Genomic DNA, 17833 nt, shown 5'->3' with positions numbered 1-17833 from the left:
ACATGAATTTCCAGAACTGGGGCCGTGTCAGTTTTTTGCGGAATTGTTCCTTCCCCGACAGCAATGCCCCGTGAACCTGGAAAATACTCTTCGCCAGATCTACACTAATCATTGTATCCTTCATTTTGCCGTCCTCTCCGTTAGATGGTCTACAGACCACCATCTTGGCACATTGCGATGCCGTCAGGGGAGGGCGGCAACCACCCCATCTTCAGTACCTGGAACAGCACATCGCTGATCCTACCGGCGCCAGCCGGTAGTGGTTCAGTCATCGCGGTAATTGCGAAAGGCGAAAGATAAGACAGTTTTGCAGCTTTAGGATGGATGGGTTTGTCGCTAATTGCTTTTAGATATCGACCTAGTCGCCCGTAGTCATGGCCTCGCTTACGCTCGAAAACAATTGAGATATCCGTTGACGAAATCCCTTTGGACTCCGCATATGCTCCAACTAATTCAAGCAAGTACTGACTGCACTTATTGTAATAGTCATGAGCTTGATCTTCTCCAGCAATCATTTCACGATAACTACCAAGTGTAGATTTCTTTGATACAACGCCAAAGCACAAGATTCTTAGCTTACTAAGTTCCCGCGAAAAGTAAGCAACTTGAGGGTGATTCAGGTCGGTGCAATGTAATTGAGATAGTCTCAGCTTGTCTGAGATATCACCGAGTGTTTGCCGATACTGATCAGACAATACTGTAGGAACTAGAGCAGCTCCCATTGTCAAATAGGATGAAGCGCCAAAAGGGTTTTCATGGGTCATGACTCTATCTAGCCCCTGATCCCCGCTTTCATCTATCAGCAAAGTATATTTATTCTGCATTAGGAATTCCACTAAGCTAATAGTAGAATGCTTGCAGATTAACTATCCATCTTCAACGCTGAAATAAACGCTTCCTGCGGGATATCGACCTTGCCGAACTGGCGCATCTTCTTCTTGCCGGCCTTCTGCTTTTCCAGAAGCTTTTTCTTGCGGGTCGCGTCGCCGCCGTAGCATTTGGCGGTCACGTCCTTGCGCATGGCTGACAATGTCTCGCGGGCGATGACCTTGCCGCCGATGGCCGCCTGGATCGGGATCTTGAACATGTGGCGCGGGATCAGCTCCTTGAGCTTTTCCACCATCGCGCGGCCGCGCATGTCGGCGCGGTCGCGGTGCACCATCATCGACAGGGCATCGACCGGTTCGTCATTGACCAGAATCGACATCTTGACGAGGTGATCCTCGCGATACCCCTCCATCTGGTAATCAAACGACGCATAGCCCTTGGTCACCGATTTCAGCCGGTCGTAGAAATCAAACACCACCTCGTTGAGCGGCAGGTCATAGACCACCATCGCGCGCCCGCCCACATAGGTCAGGTCAAGTTGAATGCCGCGGCGATCCTGGCAGAGTTTGAGCACATCACCGAGGTATTCATCGGGCACAAGGATGGTCGCCTTGATGCGCGGCTCTTCGATATGATCGACATAGGTCAGGTCGGGCATATCGGCGGGGTTGTGCAGCGGCTCCATCGTGCCGTCTTTCATGAAGACGTTATAGATCACCGAGGGCGCCGTGGTGATCAGCTCGATGTTATACTCGCGCTCGACCCGGTCGCGGATCACTTCAAGGTGCAGCAGCCCGAGAAAGCCACAGCGAAAGCCAAAGCCAAGCGCGGCCGAAGTTTCCATCTCATAGCTGAAGCTCGCGTCGTTCAGCGCCAGCTTTTCGATCGCATCGCGCAGGTCTTCGAATTCAGAACTGTCGACCGGGAACAGGCCACAGAAGACAACCGGCACCGAGGGTTTAAAGCCGGGCAGGGCCTTTGCGCAAGGCGCCTTGTCATGGGTGATCGTGTCGCCGACCTTGGTGTCGCGCACCTGTTTGATCGAGGCGGTGATAAAGCCGATTTCGCCGGGGCCGAGGCTTTCGACCTTTTCCATCTGCGGGCGGAAGACGCCAATCCGTTCGACGCCATGCACAGAGCCGTTCTGCATCATGCGGATGCGGTCGCCGCGCTTGAGCACGCCATCCATGATCCGCACCAAAACCACAACGCCGAGGTATGAATCATACCAGCTATCGACCAGCATCGCCTTGAGGGGCGCATTGGCATCCCCGGTGGGGGCGGGCAGGCGGGCGACAATCGCCTCAAGCGTTTCGGCAATGCCGACGCCGGTCTTGGCCGAAACCCGGATCGCGTCGCTGGCGTCAATGCCGATCACATCCTCGATCTGTTCGGCGACGCGGTCACACTCAGAGGCAGGCAGGTCGATCTTGTTGAGCACCGGGATAAGCTCGTGACCCGCATCAATCGCCTGATAGACGTTGGCAAGGGTCTGGGCCTCGACGCCCTGGGTGCTGTCGACGACCAGAAGGCTGCCCTCAACGGCGCGCATGCTTCGGGAGACCTCATAGGCAAAGTCGACGTGGCCCGGCGTGTCGATCAGGTTGAGAACATAGGTCTCGCCGTTGTTCGCCTTATAGTCGATGCGCACGGTATTGGCCTTGATGGTAATCCCGCGCTCGCGCTCGATATCCATCGCGTCGAGCATCTGCTCTTTCATATCGCGATCCTGTACCGTTCCGGTCGATTGGATCAACCGGTCAGCCAGCGTGGATTTCCCGTGGTCGATATGCGCCACGATCGAAAAATTGCGGATATGTGCAAGGTCTGTCATGGATTGGGATATGTATGGGATTTGGGGGTTGGTCAAGGTGGGATGGTTCTATGACTTTAAAGGCAGAGCGAAAAGCATATGACCAAATATGAACTCGAAGCACTCCTCTTGGAAAAGCCTATCGAGTTGGCGCACACGATTGCAATTCGTTCGGCTCTTCGAGCTTTTCCAGCGGCAGGTGTTGCAGCAAGAAAAAATAATGATGGCGAAAAACTAGTACTTGCTACATTGAGAGCGCTTTTAAGCGCGGTGGGCGTCAGCAGATTCAGTGATGATAAAAATATTTCGGAGGCAGCAAAACGCGCGTCAACAGCACCTCTTTTACTAACTAAACTATTCAGTGCTTCAGCGCGGTCCGCATTTTCTGCTGCAACATCTGCTGCCAAGAGTATTTTTCCAAGTGAAGCTTACTACATTAGCGCAGTGCTAAGTTCTGCTGAATCGGCCTATTCGACCAAGTTTTCCATTGAGAGCGTAATGGTTGCCCAATCATTTAAAGACATGGAACGTTTGGAACATCTACCCAACGACCGCCATTTCGATGTTGGGCTATGGAAAACTTCAGATTTCCCGAGAGTGATGGTTTCAAAATGGGATGAATTTGGCACCCTAGCTAGCAAAAATAATTCAATGTGGTCCTTCTGGCGCGAATGGTATCAAGGCTTTCTCGACGGCAAGCCGATGGACTGGGAGCTGCAACGCCGGGTGGCGCTCATCGAAGATGATATCTGGAAGGCTGGACCCGAGGCGGTCGCCGAAGAGATTGAGCGGATCAGGGACAAATTCACTCTCGAGCAGGAAATCGCGGCACTCAAAGACAAGCTTGCAAAAACTGTCGAGGGCTTTGACGCTCCTCACCGTGGCCACAATCAACCGCCAGAGCTGATTGATGATGCCAGAGTAATGCAGCGGGAATTCACGCTCATCTGGAATGACCTTCAAGATTTGGAATCAGAAGTCCAAAAGGACGAACCCAGCCCCAAGGCCATTCGAAAATACGCCCTCCGACTGTGGGAGATTTCGCAAACCATTCTGAAACATTGCGGGTCTGTTGGTGATGCGACAATCAAGGCGGCCGCAAAAACCATTGGCGCCGCACTTGGCACGGCTTTGGCGACTGAAGCAATTGCTCCGGGCACTGTGCAATCCGTGGCTAAAATGGCTTTGGATTATGCTATGAAATTGGGCGCCGGGTAGAGCGTGGGTTTCACCCACCCTACGGGGTGCCTTGAGTGGTGGTGACTGCCGTTATGTGGATCAGTGGCCCTTATAGATCAGGGGTATGCGTTTCGCCCCATTTGTAGAGGGCGCCCATGACCGGGCTGAGGGCCTGACCGGCCTCGGTGAGGTGATATTCGGCGCGGGGCGGGTTGGTGGAATATTGCCGCCGCGCGATGATCCCGGCGCTTTCCAGCTTTTTGAGCCGCCCCGACAAAGTGTTGGGCGAGAGGCCAAGCACATCCTGTAAATCCTGAAACCGGCGTGGGCCTTCGAGAAAGAACTCTCGCAGGATCAGGATCGACCATTTGTCGCCCATGGCATTGGTGGCCCGCAGGATCGGGCAGTTTTCGCGGTTTCGGTCGGTCATGAGGGCACTATAGCGGCAAGGTTCAAAAAAGGAATTGACTCCTAATTGTATAGTCACTACTTAAATGGAAGCAAATAAGGAGTCCTCAATGCTGTCAGATTTCTTTCTCGCCTATGTACATTTCTTCGCCGTGCTGCTGCCGGTTCTGGCTTTGGCCATCATCGCCCTTGGTGCGGCGCGTGCGCGCCTTGAGGGCGCTGATCTCGGGTGGGCGCTTATCCTGTCGGCGACGATTCTGGGGCTTTGGTATGCGGTGGCGATGCGCCTGTCAGAGGCGGATGTGTTCAACGTGCCCGCGACCCTGATGGACCCGCCGGTGGTGTTGATGTTCCTCTTTGGCGGGGCGGGGCTTTTGTGGGCGCTGGCGCGGCTGACCGAAAGGGGCCGGTTGATCAGCGATCAGGTTGATCTTGGCACGCTCGCCGCCTTTCAGATTCCGCGTGCCATGGGCGGCGTGTTTCTCATCGGCTGGGCGCTGGGCGTGATCCCTTGGCAATTTGCGCTGCCAGCGGGGCTTGGCGATATCTGGGCCGGGGTGGCGGGCTATCAGGCGTGGCGGGCCGTGCGCGCGGGCGCAGCCGATGCGCGGCGCAAGGTGGTCGAGGCCAATGTGATCGGCATGGCCGATTTCGGGGTCGCCGTTCTGACCGGCATCATGACATCCGAGGGGTTCCTGCACCTGATGGCGCATGACACGCCCAATATCATCAACCTGCATCCGCTGGCGATGTTTCCGGGCTTTTTTGTGCCGTTGTTCCTGGCGTTCCATCTGGTTTCTCTTAGCAAGTTGCGGCGCTCCTCCAGCAATACCGCACTGGCATGAGAAGACGCGGGCGCGGGGGCGGTTTGGCCTTTAACGGCTTGCCCCCTCGCGCGCGCTGTCCTAAAACGCGGGCGTTGACAAACCCGGAGCGACATGATGCTGGACCTGACCTTTGAAGCGCCGAAACCCAAGGTGATCGCCGGGGCGAAACATGATTGGGAACTGGTGATCGGCATGGAAATCCACGCCCAGGTCGCCTCGAACGCCAAGCTGTTCTCTGGCGCCTCGACCAAATTCGGCGCCGAGCCGAATTCGAACGTGGCCTTCGTGGATGCGGCGATGCCGGGCATGTTGCCGGTGATCAACGAGTTTTGCGTCGAGCAGGCGGTGCGCACGGGGCTTGGCCTCAAGGCCAAGATCAACCTCTGGTCGGCCTTTGACCGCAAGAATTATTTCTATCCCGATCTGCCGCAGGGTTATCAGATTTCCCAGCTTTATCATCCGCTTGTGGGCGAGGGTGAAGTGCTTGTCGATATGGCGCCCGGCATTGCGCGGCTGGTGCGGATCGAGCGCATTCACATGGAGCAGGATGCCGGCAAGTCGATCCATGACATGGACCCGACGATGTCGTTCGTCGATCTCAACCGGACCGGTGTCTGCCTGATGGAGATCGTCAGCCGCCCCGATATCCGCGGCCCCGAAGAGGCCGCCGCCTATGTCACCAAGATGCGCCAGATCCTGCGGTATTTGGGCACCTGCGACGGCAATATGCAGAACGGCAACCTGCGCGCCGATGTGAACGTGTCGATCTGTCGGCCCGGTCAGTATGAGAAATACATGGAAACCCAGGATTTCTCGCATCTCGGCACGCGCTGCGAAATCAAGAACATGAACTCGATGCGCTTTATTCAGGCGGCGATCGAGGTTGAGGCGCGCCGTCAGATCGCGATTGTCGAGGGCGGGGGCGAGGTGACGCAGGAAACCCGGCTTTATGACCCCGACAAGAACGAAACCCGCTCGATGCGCTCTAAAGAAGAGGCGCATGATTACCGCTATTTCCCCGATCCCGACCTTTTGCCGCTTGAGATCGAGCAGGCCTGGGTCGATGGTATCGCGGCCAGCCTGCCAGAGCTTCCGGATGAGAAAAAGGCCCGCTTTGTCAAAGAGTTCGCCCTTAGCGAATATGACGCCAGCGTGCTGACCGCCGATGTGGCCAATGCCGCCTATTTCGACGAGGCCGCGCAGGGGCGCGATGGCAAGCTCACGGCGAACTGGGTGATCAACGAGCTGTTTGGCCGGTTGAAAAAGGACGATCTGGATATCCTGCAAAGCCCGGTCAGCCCGGCGCAATTGGGCGGGATCGTTGATCTTATCGCCTCGGATGCGATCAGCGGCAAGATCGCCAAGGACGTGTTCGAGATCGCCTATACCACGGGTCGCGACCCGGCCGAGATTGTCGAAACCGAAGGCATGAAACAGGTCACCGATACCGGTGCCATCGAGGCCGCCGTGGATAAGATCATCGCCGACAACCCGGCACAGGTCGAAAAGGCCAAGGCCAATCCCAAGCTTGCGGGCTGGTTCGTCGGGCAGGTGATGAAGGCCACCGGCGGCAAGGCCAACCCCAAGGCCGTGAACGAGATCATCGCGCAAAAGCTCGGGCTTTGACCCAGATCGCCATGGCGGCGGCCTAAGCGATCAGGTGTGACCTTAGGGCCATGGCGACAATCCGGGTGTTGGTCTTGACGCCAAACCGGTCGCGCGCCGTTTTAAGCCGAGCCTTGGCAGCCGAGGCGCTTATGTTCAAATGCGCGGCGGCCCTTTCGACGGTCATGTCATTCGCCAGGCATTGAAGGACGGCAAGTTCCTTTTCCGAAAACGCAAGCTTCGTTGTGCAGGCTTTTACGTAGTCGTCGAACCAGCTTGCCAGCGCGGCCATTTCCTCATCGCTTAGCTCGCGGTCATCGCGCGCCACGCAGAGGACCGATTTCTTGGACTGCATACCACAGCTGAACACTGCACCAAAAATGAGACCGTGGCGCCGCGCCCTCTTCATCACGCCGCTGGCATCGGGAAGAGTGATCTCGGACCATCTGCGGCTGCCATTGTTCGTCAGGCCCCACAGGAATGACGGATCGCGCAAGTGGTATGCGTTCAAATCATACTCGGTCTGCCACTCGACGGAATAACTACTCTGGATGAATTCTGGGCCCATGCGGACATGGTTCACCATCACAAAGTACCCTTCGGTGCCAATTCTGGCGACCATGTCCAAGGACCGCTCAAACAGTTCTGCCGCCGCGAGCTTTCGAGTTGCCCTTGCCACCATGCTCCCCTTTACCACTCATCAAGGCCTGGAAAGCCAAAAGGCCATTCATGGTCGTATGATGAACTGCCAACTATTCCAAAGTATAGTCTGTTCGCAAGTTGGTTTGGAATGGCGCGTCCCATGGATGTAACCTCGCGCCAAGTTTATCACTCACGGCATGAAAAACTAACGCCAGGATGGGTTTTGGGTCGAAGTCTAACCTGGGGTTGGAAAATGGCGCGCTGCGCCCAAATTGCGTCGACAGCGTCTTGTTGCGGTCGCACGCTATGACCACCCCTGCGTCGCGCTGCGAGACGATTGGCCCACAGCTTTGTTGAAGAAGGACAGGATTGAAGTGATCTCCTCGGCCAGCTTACTGGCAAGAGTGCACCTTTCATCGCCCGCGCATATTTGCCTGGCCGTGCAGTCGGGGTCGTTGGCATTCCCAGAGCCGTCAGAGGACTTGTTATGGCGTCGCTCATGAGGCCGAGCCAATCAGCGAGAGCGCTCAGCAATGGCGACCTTCTTCTGGCGGCCATGGGCTATGAGGTGCCGCGGGCAAAGGGGGGGCATCCTGAAAACGCGTCGCGGCCATTTCCACTTGACGGCCAGATTTATCAAGCGCTGACATCATGGTCGGCGTTTTGCGGTGATATGGCGGCGTGGTATGTCGCATCCTTTGCGGATGATCCGATCGTTCTCATTGGATCGCCCACCATGGAAATGTGCGCGCGATACCATATCCCGACCCGCCGGAGCTTTGTCGTCTGCACCCTGAGCCGCATCATGCACGACATCGTCCCTCAGCGTTTCGTCGGGATCGTCGATTGTGAAAACGACCCTTTGATCGATCGAAAGCTTTCGGAGCAGGCCAACCACTGGGCGGTGGAATTTGCGAAACACGATCAGTTGCCTGGCTTTTTCGAGGTACTGGGGCGGTTTCCCGACGCTTGAGTGCGGGGCGTCGTCGCTGCTTTGGCGCAGCCGCGCCTTGCGACTGTCCACATCATACCAGTGGTCGCGCGTAATCGGCGTTTGAAAGGGCGCGCAAAATCAATACTGTTTGCCAACTCATGACGCAGGGAATCAGGGAGAGCGCGATGGGCTGGATGAAGGATGAAACCGGGCTTGACCGGACGGCTGCCAATTTCGTGCCGCTGACGCCGCTGTCGCATCTGCGCCGCGCCGCACATGTTTTTGCGGATCGCGAGGCGGTGGTCTATCGCGGCTTTCGCAAGACCTACGCCGAGTATTACGAGCGCTGCACGCGGCTTGCCTCGGGGCTGGTCAAGCTTGGCATTGCGCCGGGCGACGTGGTGGCGACGATCCTTCCCAACATCCCCGCCCATGCCGAGGCGCATTTCGGCGTGCCCGCCTGTGGCGCGGTTCTTAACACGATCAACACCCGGCTTGAACCCGATACAATCGCCTATATCCTTGATCACGGCGAGGCGCGGGTGGTGCTGTGCGATCCGCAATTCCTGCCCGCTCTGGCAGAGGCGATCGAGATCATGAACGGCCCCGCGCCGCATGTGATCGAGGTCGCCGATGATCAGGCGGGCGTGCATAGCGGTGGTCACTTTATGACCTACGAGGCGCTGTTGGCCTCGGGCGATCCCGCGTTCGAGTGGATCCTGCCTGCGGACGAATGGGAAAGCCTTGCGCTGAATTATACCTCGGGCACGACAGGGCGGCCCAAGGGCGTGGTCTGTCATCACCGGGGCGCCTACCTGATGACGATGGGCACGGTCGTAAGCTGGGATTTGCCGCGTTACCCGCGCTACCTGACAATTGTGCCGCTGTTTCATTGCAACAACTGGAACCATACCTGGCTAATGCCGATGCTGGGCGGCACGGTCGTGTGCTGTCGCGATGTGAGCGCGCGCGCGATCTATGACGCGATTGCCGATGAGGGGGTGACCCATCTTGGTGCGGCGCCGATCGTTCTCAACACCATCGTCAACGCCAAGCCCGAGGACCGGCGCAGCTTTGATCATGTCGTCGATGTGTTCACCGCCGGCGCCCCGCCGCCCGCCGCGACGCTGGCCGCGATCGAACCGCTCGGCTTTGCCGTGACACAGGTCTACGGGCTCACTGAAACCTATGGCCATGTCACTGAATGCCTCTGGCAAGACGCCTGGAACGACCTGCCCGAAGACGAGCGGTATGGCATCAAGGCGCGCACCGGCGTCCTGATGCCGATGATGGAAGACATCACCGCGATGGATGCCGAGACCATGACCCAAATCCCGATGGATGGCACCGCCCAGGGCGAAATCATGATCCGCGGCAATTCGGTGATGAAGGGCTATCTCAAGAACCCCGACGCCACGGCAGAGGCGTTTCGCGGCGGCTATTTCCACTCGGGCGATATCGCGGTGCAGCATCCCGACGGCTATCTGCAAATCGCGGATCGCGCCAAGGATATCATCATCTCGGGCGGCGAAAACATAAGCTCGGTCGAGGTCGAAGGCGTGCTGATGCGTCACCCGGCGGTGCTGCTCTGCGCGGTGGTGGCGCGGCCTGATGACAAATGGGGCGAAACGCCCTGTGCCTTTGTCGAACTCAAGGACGGGGCCGAGGCCTCTGAGAGCGAGCTGATCGCCTTCGCCCGCGAACGCCTTGCCGGGTTCAAGACGCCCAAGACGGTTGTGTTTCAGGACTTGCCTAAAACTTCGACCGGCAAGATCCAGAAGTTCGAATTGCGCCAGATCGCCCGCGCCCTTTGATTGCTTGACCCTTTGCGCGCGCGCCGGTTCGGGCGCGCGCGCGCTTGCTCTTTCATCATTCGATAAATACTCATTCCCGGCCTGCACCGCCGCATCGCTGGCCGTTTGTCGATGCCATGCCCAAGCCCGATTGCCCGCGCCGCCCGGCTCGTGCTAATCTCGTCGCAAAGAGGCAGGGCAGCCCCCCAGATGACAGTGACAGCACTCAGCAAATACCAGCGGCTTGAGGCGCAAGGCCTCTGGCGGGCCACGCCCGAGGCGCAGCGCATTGACGTGATCGTCTCGGTTGGCGAGGCGACGCTGACCATCACCGACACCCGCGACCGGGTCTTGGCGCATTGGTCTCTGGCCGCCATCGCGCGCAGAAATCCGGGCGCGCATCCGGCGATCTATCATCCCGATGGCGACCTCGGCGAAACCCTTGAGGTGCCCGAGGATGAGGTCCAGATGATCGAGGCCATCGACAAGCTGCGCGCGGCCATCTCGCGCCAGCGGCCACGCCCCGGACGGTTGCGCCTTGTCGGGTTTCTCACCAGCCTCGCGGCAGTGGTGGCGCTGGCGGTGTTCTGGCTGCCGGGAGCGGCGCGCAAGCATGCGCTTGTCGTGGTGCCTGCCGTCAAACGCGCCGAGATCGGACAATCCCTCCTGGAGCATCTGCAAAAGGTCACCGGCCCGGCCTGTCGCGGCCCCGGCGGGGCGGGGGCCCTTGGCGAACTGGCCAAGCGCCTGCCTGCGCCAAAGGGGGCTGGCGCGGCGCGCTTCATGGTGGTGCGCGGCGGTGTTGCGGGGGCCTTACGCCTGCCGGGTGGAACGGTTCTGATCAATGCGGCGCTGGTCGAAGATTATGAGGAGGCCGACGTTGTGGCCGGTCATATTGTGGCGGCCTACCTGCGCGCCCAGACCCGCGACCCGCTGGATCGGCTGTTGGCGCAGGGCGGGATTTCGGCAAGCTTGCGCCTGCTCACGACCGGTGTTTTGCCCGACGAGGCCTTGCGCGCCCATGCCGAGGCGCTGTTGACCGATCCTCCCGATCCGCTTGATCCCGAGGGTCTTTTGACGGGCTTTCGCACTTGGCAGGTCCGTGCCACGCCATATGCCTATGCACTTGATATCACAGGGGAAACTGTCCTGCCACTGATCGAGGCCGATCCATTTGCCGGCGCGCCGCCACCGCCGCAAATCCTGAGCGATCAGGATTGGTTGCGGCTTCAGGCGATCTGCGCGGGCTAAAGGAACGCCCGCAACGGGTCAGGTAACCCAAGGCAGGCGAAGCCGGTCGCGGTGATAGGGCAAGCGCGCCTGCGCCGCCGACACGGCGGATTTGGCAAGCGTCGCTTCGATCAGCGCCGGGCCTTGCATCGCGCGTGCAAGGTCTTTGCCATCGGGGCCAATCAGACAGCTTCCGCCGAAATACTCCAGAGCGTTTTCAGTGCCGCAGTAGTTGGCATAGCACAGGTAAACGCCGTTCTCGAAGGCACGCGTCGGCACGAGTTTTTCCGACACAACGCTCCAGCTTGCGCCAAGGGCGGTGGGCACGGCCACGATATCGGCCCCCGCAAGTGCCACATGGCGCAGGTTTTCGGGGAACTCGACATCATAGCACACCAGCGTGGCGACCGTGAAACCGCCAAGCTCGAACACCTCACAGCCGTCGCCGACCGCGAAATGATCGCCCTCGAACCCCGGTGGCAGCAACAGCTTGCGATGATGGCCGATGCGCCGACCGGTCCGGTCAATGCACTGCGCGGCGTTGAAAATCTGATCGCCCTGCCGCTCTGCATAGCCATAAAGAATGGCGGTGCCGAAAGTCTGCGCAAGATCGGCGATGGCGCGGGCAAAGGCGCCATCCGGGGCCTCGGCGCGCGCGCCCACCCGTTCACCGATATTATAGCCGCATTGAAACAGCTCGGGCAAAACAATGAGATCAAGCGGCGCGCCGCCGCGCGTTTGCAAGACCTCTGAGAGCCAGGCAAGACGCGCCTCGGCCCCGTCAAGCGCGCCGCTGCATTGGGCAACGGCCACGTCAAGGATGGCATCGGCCATGGCCTAGCCTTTGCTCAGCAGAATTTCGCGCGGGTAGTCGGTGATATAGTCAAACCCGGTCTCGGTCACGACGATTGAATCGCCAATCCGCCCGGCGGTCACGCCATCGACCGAAATCCCGCCATCGACGGCAAAGGTCATGCCCGCACGCAACACGGTCTTGTCGCCGGCCTTCAATTCCGGCGCCTCTAGATAAGCCACCCCGATCGAGCGCCCGGTGCGATAGCCGGTTTCAAAGCCGCGCTCGCGGTAGACGGCATTGGCGGCGGCGGCGACGTCTTCGGCGATCACACCGGGGCGGATCGCGGCAATCGCGGCTTGCTGGGCATCAATCGCGGCTTGCTGTACCTCGCGGTCCTTGTCCTTGACCTCACCGATATGAAACATCCGGTCAAATCCAAGCTTGTATTGTTTGAACTGCGCCATGTTGCAAAAACAGAAATAGACCGGGTCGAATTTCTCGTAGGCTTTGACGCTGGCGCGGCGGTGCACCATCGAGGCATCGGTGCCGCTTTGCAGGATTTGCAGGTTGTGGATCATCGGCGAGACAAAGCGATCCCATCCCTTTGCGGTGAGGAAGGTCGCCGCCTTGCGCGATCCGGCCTCGATCACGGCAAGGGCGGATTCATATTCCGGCGCGCCTTCGGCGAGGCTTTGGTGGGCGGCGGCCATCATCGCGCCTGCGATTTGCCCGGCCTCTTTCATCACGGTGATCTCGAACGGGGATTTGACGGTGCGCATCGCGCCGAGGGTGGCCGAGATGTCTTTGAGCGGCACGCCGGGATAGGTGTCATCAAGATGGTTGCGCACAATCGCCGGGATGGTGTTGCGCTCGATATAAATCGCGTCTGGTTTGTCGCCCAAGGCACCGGCAAGGGCGCGCCCCCAGGTGCGTTGGCCCATATCCTCCCAGGTGCGGACATCCTCGACCCAGGTCATCGCCCCGACCATTTCGGATTCCATCAGCGGGGTGATCACCACCGGCGCGTCATCGGCATCGACCACAAGCATGGTCGGGCGGCCGAATTCGATCCCGAGATAGCCCCAGAACCCGGCGAGATAGGCGATCGAGCTTTCATCGGTGAACACCGCTTTTTGAATGCCCTCATCCTTCATGCGCGCCTGAAGGGCTTGGGTGCGAATTTTGGCTTCTTCAAGCATCACGGGATCTCCTGTTGCGGGGGGCAGTGGGTCGAATCGTATGGCCGTCACGGCGCTTGCCGTATTTAGGTATGCTGTGTACACATAGAGCGTCAATAAGCAATTATCCCGGCATATGCGGAGAAATTCCAAGGATGTGTATACAGCATAGCGAGGCACAGGACATGAGCCAGGCCTTTGACGAGGGCCGCCACGGGCGCGCGAAAATCGGCTTTGTGCTGCTTGCGACCGAACAGACCATCGAAGATGACATGTTCACGCTTTGCCCGCCGGGTGTCGGGCTTCATTTCACCCGCGCGCCGATCCCGGATTCGATCACTGTCGAAACCCTGCGCGCGCAGGCCGATGATCTGGCGCAGGCGGCGGCGAGCATTCTGCCGGACGGAAGCCTTGACGTGATCTGTTACGCCTGCACCTCGGGCAGCCTTGTGATCGGCGAAGACCGGGTGTTCGCCGAGCTTTGCAAGGGCGCCCCGAACGCCGAGCCGACATCGCTTATTACCGGGGTCATGGCGGCGTTGCGCGCCATCGGCGCGCGCCGCATCGCGGTGGCCACGCCCTATCTGGATGAAATCAACCGGCGTGAGGCGGATTATATGACCGACGCGGGCTTTAAGGTCGTCAATATCCAGGGGCTGAACCTTGAAAAAGACAGCGACATGATCCGGGTGCGCCCCGATTTTATCGCAGATTTTGCCGCCCGCGTGGATCGCCCCGATGCAGATGCCCTGTTCATAAGTTGCGGCGCGCTGCGCTCGATTGACGTGCTGGATGCGCTTGAACAACGGCTTGGCAAGCGGGTGATTTCGTCAAATCAGGCGATGATGTGGGACGTGTTGCGCCGGGCCGGTGTCAGCGACCGGATCGCGGGATACGGATCGCTTTTGCGCGACTTTTAGGGCCATCGCGCCGGGTGACCTGCTCGACTGTGCGGGCCTGACCCTGTAACGAGCAAGGTGAATGTCTTTTTGCCTGCTGACCGGAGATCGCCATGAAGATCGCAACCGCCGCCTATCCGCTTGATCCGCTGACCAATTGGGCCGATTACGCCGCCAAGATCACCGATTGGGTGGCCGATGCGGCGGCCAAGGGCGCTGATCTGGCGGTGTTTCCCGAATACGGCGCGATGGAGCTTGCGATGCTCGCCGGGCCAGAGGTGGCGGGCGATCTTGAGCGGTCCTTGCATGCGGTCTCGGGGCTGATTGGCGATGCCGATGATCTTCACGCCGATCTGGCGGCGCGGTTTGGCCTGCATATTCTTGCGGCCTCAGCACCCGTGTTTGATGCCGAAATCGGCGCGCGCCCGGTCAACCGCGCGCGGCTGTTTTCGCCCACCGGTGGGCGCGGGGCGCAGGACAAGCAGATCATGACAAGGTTCGAGCGCGAGGTCTGGGGCGTTGTGCCCGGCGGGCCGTTGCAGATTTTTGAAACCAGCCTTGGCAAGATTGGCATCCTGATCTGCTATGATGCCGAATTTCCCTTGCTGGCCCGTGCCTTGAACGAGGCCGACCTGATCCTTGTGCCGTCCTGCACCGAGGCCTTGGCGGGCTATTGGCGGGTGCGGATCGGGGCGATGGCGCGCGCGCTTGAAACCCAATGCGTCACGGTGATGGCGTCAACGGTTGGTGATGCGGGATGGTCGCCCGCGGTGGATGAAAACACCGGCATGGGCGGCATTTTCGGCCCCCCCGATACCGGCTTTCCGGCGACTGGCGTGATTGGTGAAGGCACCCTCAACACCCCCGGCTGGACCCTGGCCGAGGTTGACCTTGGCCGCGTCGCCCACGTGCGCGCCGATGGGGTGGTTTTGAACCGCAAGCACTGGTGCGAACAGGCGGGGCGCGACGTGGCGGCCACATATCAGCGAATATCGTGATTATAGCCTTGAAAAAAACCGGGAATAGCGCCATTTAGGCGTCTGTCCGCGAATGGGCGGATGAAATTTATGGAGATACCATGGCCAAGGAAGAACTGCTCGAATTTCCCGGTGTCGTAAAGGAACTCCTGCCGAATGCGACATTCCTGGTCGAGCTGGAAAACGGCCATACCATCATCGCTCATACGGCAGGCAAGATGCGCAAGAACCGCATCCGTGTTCTGGCTGGCGACAAAGTTCAGGTGGAAATGACCCCCTATGATCTGACCAAGGGTCGGATCAACTATCGTTTCAAGTAAGCGATTGATATTGCATGCGTTTGATCCTCGGATCGGGTAGCCCGCGCCGCCGGGATCTGTTGGCGCAGATCGGGGTTGTGGCGGCTGATATCCGCCCGCCTGACATTGACGAGACCCCTCGCAAAGCCGAATTGCCGCGCCCGTATTGCATACGCATGGCGCGCGAAAAGGCGTTTGCGGTCAAGGCCGATGAGGGCGAGATCGTGCTTTCGGCCGATACCACCGTGGCGCTTGGCCGCCGAATCCTTGGCAAGCCGGAAAGCGCGGGCGAGGCAGCGGAGTTTCTGTTGATGCTCTCGGGGCGTCGGCACCGGGTGATCACCGCCGTCGCGGTGCGGCGCGGTGATCGGATCTGGGAACGTGATGTTGTCACCACCGTCAAATTCAAACAGATTTCCGATGAAGATCTGAACGCCTATCTTGCCACCAACGACTGGCAGGGCAAGGCGGGCGGTTATGGTATTCAAGGCCCGGCAGGCGCGCTAATCCCTTGGATTCAGGGTTCTTTCAGCGCCGTCGTCGGCTTGCCGATTTGTGAAACCGCTGGCCTGCTGCGCGCGGCCGGCTATCCGCTTTATAAGGATCTGCCATGAAGGGCCGCACCATCGCTCTTGACCACGTAAACGGGTTTGAGGCCGCCGCTTTGATGGTTGATGGCCGCCTGAGCGACCTTTTGATTGATTCGGAGCATCCGCGCCCCGGCGCGATCTATCGCGCAATTGCCGACCGGCCGGTCAAAGGGCAGGGCGGTATGTTCCTGCGCACGCCCGACGGCTCGGCCTTTCTGCGCCAGATCAAGGGGCTTGCCCCCGGTCAGCCGATTTTGGTGCAGGTCACGGGATATGCCGAGCCGGGCAAGGCCCTGCCGGTGACCGCGAAGCTTCTGTTCAAGAGCCGCTACGCCATCATCACCCCTTCGGCCCCCGGCCTTAACATTTCGCGCTCGATCAAGGATGAGGACATTCGCGACTCGCTTCTGGAAATCGCGCACGCCGAGATGGTCAAGAGCGATATGGGGCTTATACTGCGCTCGTCCTGCGAGGACGCCGAGGCCGATGAGATCGCCGAAGATATCCGCGCCATGCTTGATCTGGCGGCGGCGGTTCTGGCCGATGCCACCGGCGAGGGCGCCGAAAAGCTGACCGAGGGCGACGGGCCGCATGTTCTGGCCTGGCGCGACTGGACCGAGGCGGCCGAGGTGGTCACCGCCGAGGGCTGTTTCGCAGAGCACGGCGTGCTTGATCAGGTCGAGGCGTTGAGTGACCCACAGGCGCCTTTGACGGGCGGTGCATCCTACTTCATCGAGCCGACCCGCGCCCTTGTCGCCGTGGACGTCAATACCGGCGGCGATGCCAGCCTTGCGGCGGGCCTCAAGGCCAACCTTGCCACCGCCCGCGACCTGCCGCGCCAATTGCGCCTGCGCGGTCTGGGCGGTCAGATCACGCTGGACCTCGCGCCGATGCCCAAGAAGGATCGCCGCCAGTTCGAGACCGCGCTGCGCGCCGCGTTCCGTCAGGATTCGGTTGAAACCACCCTTGTCGGCTGGACCCCTCTGGGCCATTTTGAGTTGCAGCGCAAACGCGACCGCCTGCCGCTCAGCGAGGTGCTGTGATGGCCTGTCCGATCTGTAAAAAACCGACAGACGTCAAGTATCGCCCGTTCTGTTCGCGGCGCTGTGCGGATGTCGATCTTGGTAAATGGTTTTCCGGAGATTACGCCGTTCCCTCGACCGATCCCGAGGATATTGAAGAGGCAATCGAGGCGATCTCGCAAGAACCTCAAAAACCACATTGATTTTTTAATCAAAGCCTCTGGACACCCCGCTGTCCCTCGCCTAGAAGGCCATCACCCGAACGCTGATGCGTTCCCCGTGCCCGGGTAGCTCAGGGGTAGAGCAGTGGATTGAAAATCCTCGTGTCGGTGGTTCGATTCCGCCCCCGGGCACCATATAAATAGATTAAGTGCTTGTTGTTTTACGAGAAATTCGTTTAAATTTTATTTTATCCCCCTAAATGTCCACCCTATGTGCGTTGGTGGAAGCCTTATTTCCCTAGCGTTGCCCGTTCAATAAAATAGGCTTCTGACTAGCAATTATGCCGTGAACGGCGCACTGCTTTCAACTGTGCTTCCAACGTATCCAGACGCGTCTGGACCTTCATCCGAACGTTCATGCGACCTCCTGATGTGAGGGATGTTCACGATCAGAAGGGAAGGGCGGGGGCCTAGGGTGGTAGCCATGGTGGTCAACTTTTGATTTATTAAATGCTTGACCGCTATGTAAGCGTCCGGCCTCGCTGCTCTGACATTTCATAGAGTGTGTTGATAAGTGTCCACTATTGATAGTGGACATCTTGAGGGCGGATATGGCGGGCAAGAAGGGTCAGAAGAAGCGTTTTTGGTCGGA

Annotated in this window: 18 protein-coding genes and 1 tRNA gene; 13 read left to right on the top strand and 6 right to left on the bottom strand. The window is 59.2% G+C overall.

Annotation, left to right across the window (positions count from 1 at the left end; genetic code table 11):
* Positions 1 to 149: 149 nt before the first annotated feature.
* Positions 150 to 824: a hypothetical protein gene (locus tag ROG8370_RS20675; protein ID WP_170925294.1), complete on the bottom strand. Its 675-nt coding sequence runs from the start codon at positions 822 to 824 to the stop codon at positions 150 to 152.
* Positions 825 to 862: 38 nt separating this feature from the next.
* Complete coding sequence (lepA, locus tag ROG8370_RS17835; protein ID WP_085828504.1) at positions 863 to 2662, bottom strand: translation elongation factor 4; 1800 nt, start codon at positions 2660 to 2662, stop codon at positions 863 to 865.
* Between the two features lie 78 nt (positions 2663 to 2740).
* Between lepA and ROG8370_RS20320 the strand changes: the two genes are divergently transcribed.
* Positions 2741 to 3859, top strand: coding sequence for a hypothetical protein (locus ROG8370_RS20320; protein WP_139838210.1), 1119 nt, complete (start codon positions 2741 to 2743; stop codon positions 3857 to 3859).
* A 70-nt stretch (positions 3860 to 3929) separates the two neighbouring features.
* Here the strand turns inward: ROG8370_RS20320 and ROG8370_RS17825 are convergent, their stop codons facing one another.
* A complete protein-coding gene (locus ROG8370_RS17825; RefSeq protein WP_085828502.1) occupies positions 3930 to 4250 on the bottom strand; it encodes a winged helix-turn-helix transcriptional regulator in 321 nt (106 codons plus the stop codon).
* Between the two features lie 88 nt (positions 4251 to 4338).
* Between ROG8370_RS17825 and ROG8370_RS17820 the strand changes: the two genes are divergently transcribed.
* Positions 4339 to 5073, top strand: coding sequence for a DUF8737 domain-containing protein (locus ROG8370_RS17820; protein ID WP_139838209.1), 735 nt, complete (start codon positions 4339 to 4341; stop codon positions 5071 to 5073).
* Positions 5074 to 5169: 96 nt separating this feature from the next.
* On the top strand, positions 5170 to 6681 hold the full coding sequence (gene gatB / locus ROG8370_RS17815; RefSeq protein ID WP_085828505.1) for an Asp-tRNA(Asn)/Glu-tRNA(Gln) amidotransferase subunit GatB: 1512 nt from the start codon (positions 5170 to 5172) through the stop codon (positions 6679 to 6681).
* Between the two features lie 22 nt (positions 6682 to 6703).
* Here the strand turns inward: gatB and ROG8370_RS17810 are convergent, their stop codons facing one another.
* Entirely contained in the window at positions 6704 to 7339 is a 636-nt protein-coding gene (locus ROG8370_RS17810; RefSeq protein WP_170925293.1) for an autoinducer binding domain-containing protein, read from the bottom strand.
* Positions 7340 to 7789: 450 nt separating this feature from the next.
* Here ROG8370_RS17810 and ROG8370_RS17805 point away from each other — a divergent pair, with 450 nt between their 5' ends.
* The 3 genes from ROG8370_RS17805 to ROG8370_RS17795 all read left to right on the top strand — a co-directional run bounded on the left by ROG8370_RS17805 (position 7790) and on the right by ROG8370_RS17795 (position 11280).
* A complete protein-coding gene (locus ROG8370_RS17805) occupies positions 7790 to 8275 on the top strand; it encodes a hypothetical protein (protein WP_085828499.1) in 486 nt (161 codons plus the stop codon).
* Positions 8276 to 8421: 146 nt separating this feature from the next.
* Positions 8422 to 10050 (top strand): AMP-binding protein, encoded by a 1629-nt coding sequence (locus tag ROG8370_RS17800; RefSeq protein ID WP_085828498.1) that lies wholly within the window; start codon positions 8422 to 8424, stop codon positions 10048 to 10050.
* A gap of 189 nt (positions 10051 to 10239) precedes the next feature.
* Positions 10240 to 11280, top strand: a complete 1041-nt coding sequence (locus ROG8370_RS17795) for a hypothetical protein (RefSeq protein WP_085828497.1) — start codon at positions 10240 to 10242, stop codon at positions 11278 to 11280.
* A gap of 18 nt (positions 11281 to 11298) precedes the next feature.
* Here ROG8370_RS17795 and ROG8370_RS17790 read toward each other — a convergent pair whose 3' ends face one another.
* Positions 11299 to 12093 (bottom strand): carbon-nitrogen hydrolase family protein, encoded by a 795-nt coding sequence (locus ROG8370_RS17790; RefSeq protein ID WP_085828496.1) that lies wholly within the window; start codon positions 12091 to 12093, stop codon positions 11299 to 11301.
* Positions 12094 to 12096: 3 nt separating this feature from the next.
* Positions 12097 to 13254 carry a M24 family metallopeptidase gene (locus ROG8370_RS17785; protein WP_085828495.1) on the bottom strand — a complete coding sequence of 386 codons (1158 nt, stop codon included), beginning with the start codon at positions 13252 to 13254 and terminating at the stop codon, positions 12097 to 12099.
* A gap of 164 nt (positions 13255 to 13418) precedes the next feature.
* Between ROG8370_RS17785 and ROG8370_RS17780 the strand changes: the two genes are divergently transcribed.
* From ROG8370_RS17780 to ROG8370_RS17750, 7 genes are all read left to right on the top strand, one after another.
* Positions 13419 to 14153: a maleate cis-trans isomerase family protein gene (locus ROG8370_RS17780; RefSeq protein ID WP_085828494.1), complete on the top strand. Its 735-nt coding sequence runs from the start codon at positions 13419 to 13421 to the stop codon at positions 14151 to 14153.
* Between the two features lie 92 nt (positions 14154 to 14245).
* Positions 14246 to 15130, top strand: coding sequence for a carbon-nitrogen hydrolase family protein (locus ROG8370_RS17775; RefSeq protein WP_085828493.1), 885 nt, complete (start codon positions 14246 to 14248; stop codon positions 15128 to 15130).
* A gap of 80 nt (positions 15131 to 15210) precedes the next feature.
* Positions 15211 to 15429, top strand: a complete 219-nt coding sequence (gene infA, locus ROG8370_RS17770; protein WP_008186030.1) for a translation initiation factor IF-1 — start codon at positions 15211 to 15213, stop codon at positions 15427 to 15429.
* Between the two features lie 14 nt (positions 15430 to 15443).
* Positions 15444 to 16022, top strand: a complete 579-nt coding sequence (locus ROG8370_RS17765; protein ID WP_085828492.1) for a Maf family protein — start codon at positions 15444 to 15446, stop codon at positions 16020 to 16022.
* The gene (locus ROG8370_RS17760) at positions 16019 to 17041 is read left to right on the top strand and encodes a ribonuclease E/G (RefSeq protein WP_085828491.1); all 1023 of its coding nucleotides are present in this window, start codon (positions 16019 to 16021) and stop codon (positions 17039 to 17041) included. The genes ROG8370_RS17765 and ROG8370_RS17760 overlap by 4 nt, the downstream gene beginning before the upstream one ends.
* Positions 17041 to 17223 (top strand): DNA gyrase inhibitor YacG, encoded by a 183-nt coding sequence (locus tag ROG8370_RS17755; RefSeq protein ID WP_085828490.1) that lies wholly within the window; start codon positions 17041 to 17043, stop codon positions 17221 to 17223. The genes ROG8370_RS17760 and ROG8370_RS17755 overlap by 1 nt, the downstream gene beginning before the upstream one ends.
* Positions 17224 to 17301: 78 nt before the next feature.
* Positions 17302 to 17376 (top strand) — tRNA-Phe (locus ROG8370_RS17750).
* Positions 17377 to 17833: the final 457 nt, after the last annotated feature.

Source organism: Roseovarius gaetbuli (assembly GCF_900172365.1).
Taxonomy (GTDB): Bacteria; Pseudomonadota; Alphaproteobacteria; order Rhodobacterales; family Rhodobacteraceae; genus Roseovarius; species Roseovarius gaetbuli.
Note: the sequence above shows the minus strand (reverse complement) of the source record. Positions and strands in the feature narration are given on the sequence as shown.

What these genes read in the sequence shown, in the direction of transcription:
- ROG8370_RS20675 (WP_170925294.1), bottom strand. Translation starts at nt 824, where the DNA reads ATGCAGAATAAATATACTTTGCTGATAGATGAAAGCGGGGATCAGGGG.
- lepA (WP_085828504.1), bottom strand. Translation starts at nt 2,662, where the DNA reads ATGACAGACCTTGCACATATCCGCAATTTTTCGATCGTGGCGCATATC.
- ROG8370_RS20320 (WP_139838210.1), top strand. Translation starts at nt 2,741, where the DNA reads ATGACCAAATATGAACTCGAAGCACTCCTCTTGGAAAAGCCTATCGAG.
- ROG8370_RS17825 (WP_085828502.1), bottom strand. Translation starts at nt 4,250, where the DNA reads ATGACCGACCGAAACCGCGAAAACTGCCCGATCCTGCGGGCCACCAAT.
- ROG8370_RS17820 (WP_139838209.1), top strand. Translation starts at nt 4,339, where the DNA reads ATGCTGTCAGATTTCTTTCTCGCCTATGTACATTTCTTCGCCGTGCTG.
- gatB (WP_085828505.1), top strand. Translation starts at nt 5,170, where the DNA reads ATGCTGGACCTGACCTTTGAAGCGCCGAAACCCAAGGTGATCGCCGGG.
- ROG8370_RS17805 (WP_085828499.1), top strand. Translation starts at nt 7,790, where the DNA reads ATGGCGTCGCTCATGAGGCCGAGCCAATCAGCGAGAGCGCTCAGCAAT.
- ROG8370_RS17800 (WP_085828498.1), top strand. Translation starts at nt 8,422, where the DNA reads ATGGGCTGGATGAAGGATGAAACCGGGCTTGACCGGACGGCTGCCAAT.
- ROG8370_RS17795 (WP_085828497.1), top strand. Translation starts at nt 10,240, where the DNA reads ATGACAGTGACAGCACTCAGCAAATACCAGCGGCTTGAGGCGCAAGGC.
- ROG8370_RS17790 (WP_085828496.1), bottom strand. Translation starts at nt 12,093, where the DNA reads ATGGCCGATGCCATCCTTGACGTGGCCGTTGCCCAATGCAGCGGCGCG.
- ROG8370_RS17785 (WP_085828495.1), bottom strand. Translation starts at nt 13,254, where the DNA reads ATGCTTGAAGAAGCCAAAATTCGCACCCAAGCCCTTCAGGCGCGCATG.
- ROG8370_RS17780 (WP_085828494.1), top strand. Translation starts at nt 13,419, where the DNA reads ATGAGCCAGGCCTTTGACGAGGGCCGCCACGGGCGCGCGAAAATCGGC.
- ROG8370_RS17775 (WP_085828493.1), top strand. Translation starts at nt 14,246, where the DNA reads ATGAAGATCGCAACCGCCGCCTATCCGCTTGATCCGCTGACCAATTGG.
- infA (WP_008186030.1), top strand. Translation starts at nt 15,211, where the DNA reads ATGGCCAAGGAAGAACTGCTCGAATTTCCCGGTGTCGTAAAGGAACTC.
- ROG8370_RS17765 (WP_085828492.1), top strand. Translation starts at nt 15,444, where the DNA reads ATGCGTTTGATCCTCGGATCGGGTAGCCCGCGCCGCCGGGATCTGTTG.
- ROG8370_RS17760 (WP_085828491.1), top strand. Translation starts at nt 16,019, where the DNA reads ATGAAGGGCCGCACCATCGCTCTTGACCACGTAAACGGGTTTGAGGCC.
- ROG8370_RS17755 (WP_085828490.1), top strand. Translation starts at nt 17,041, where the DNA reads ATGGCCTGTCCGATCTGTAAAAAACCGACAGACGTCAAGTATCGCCCG.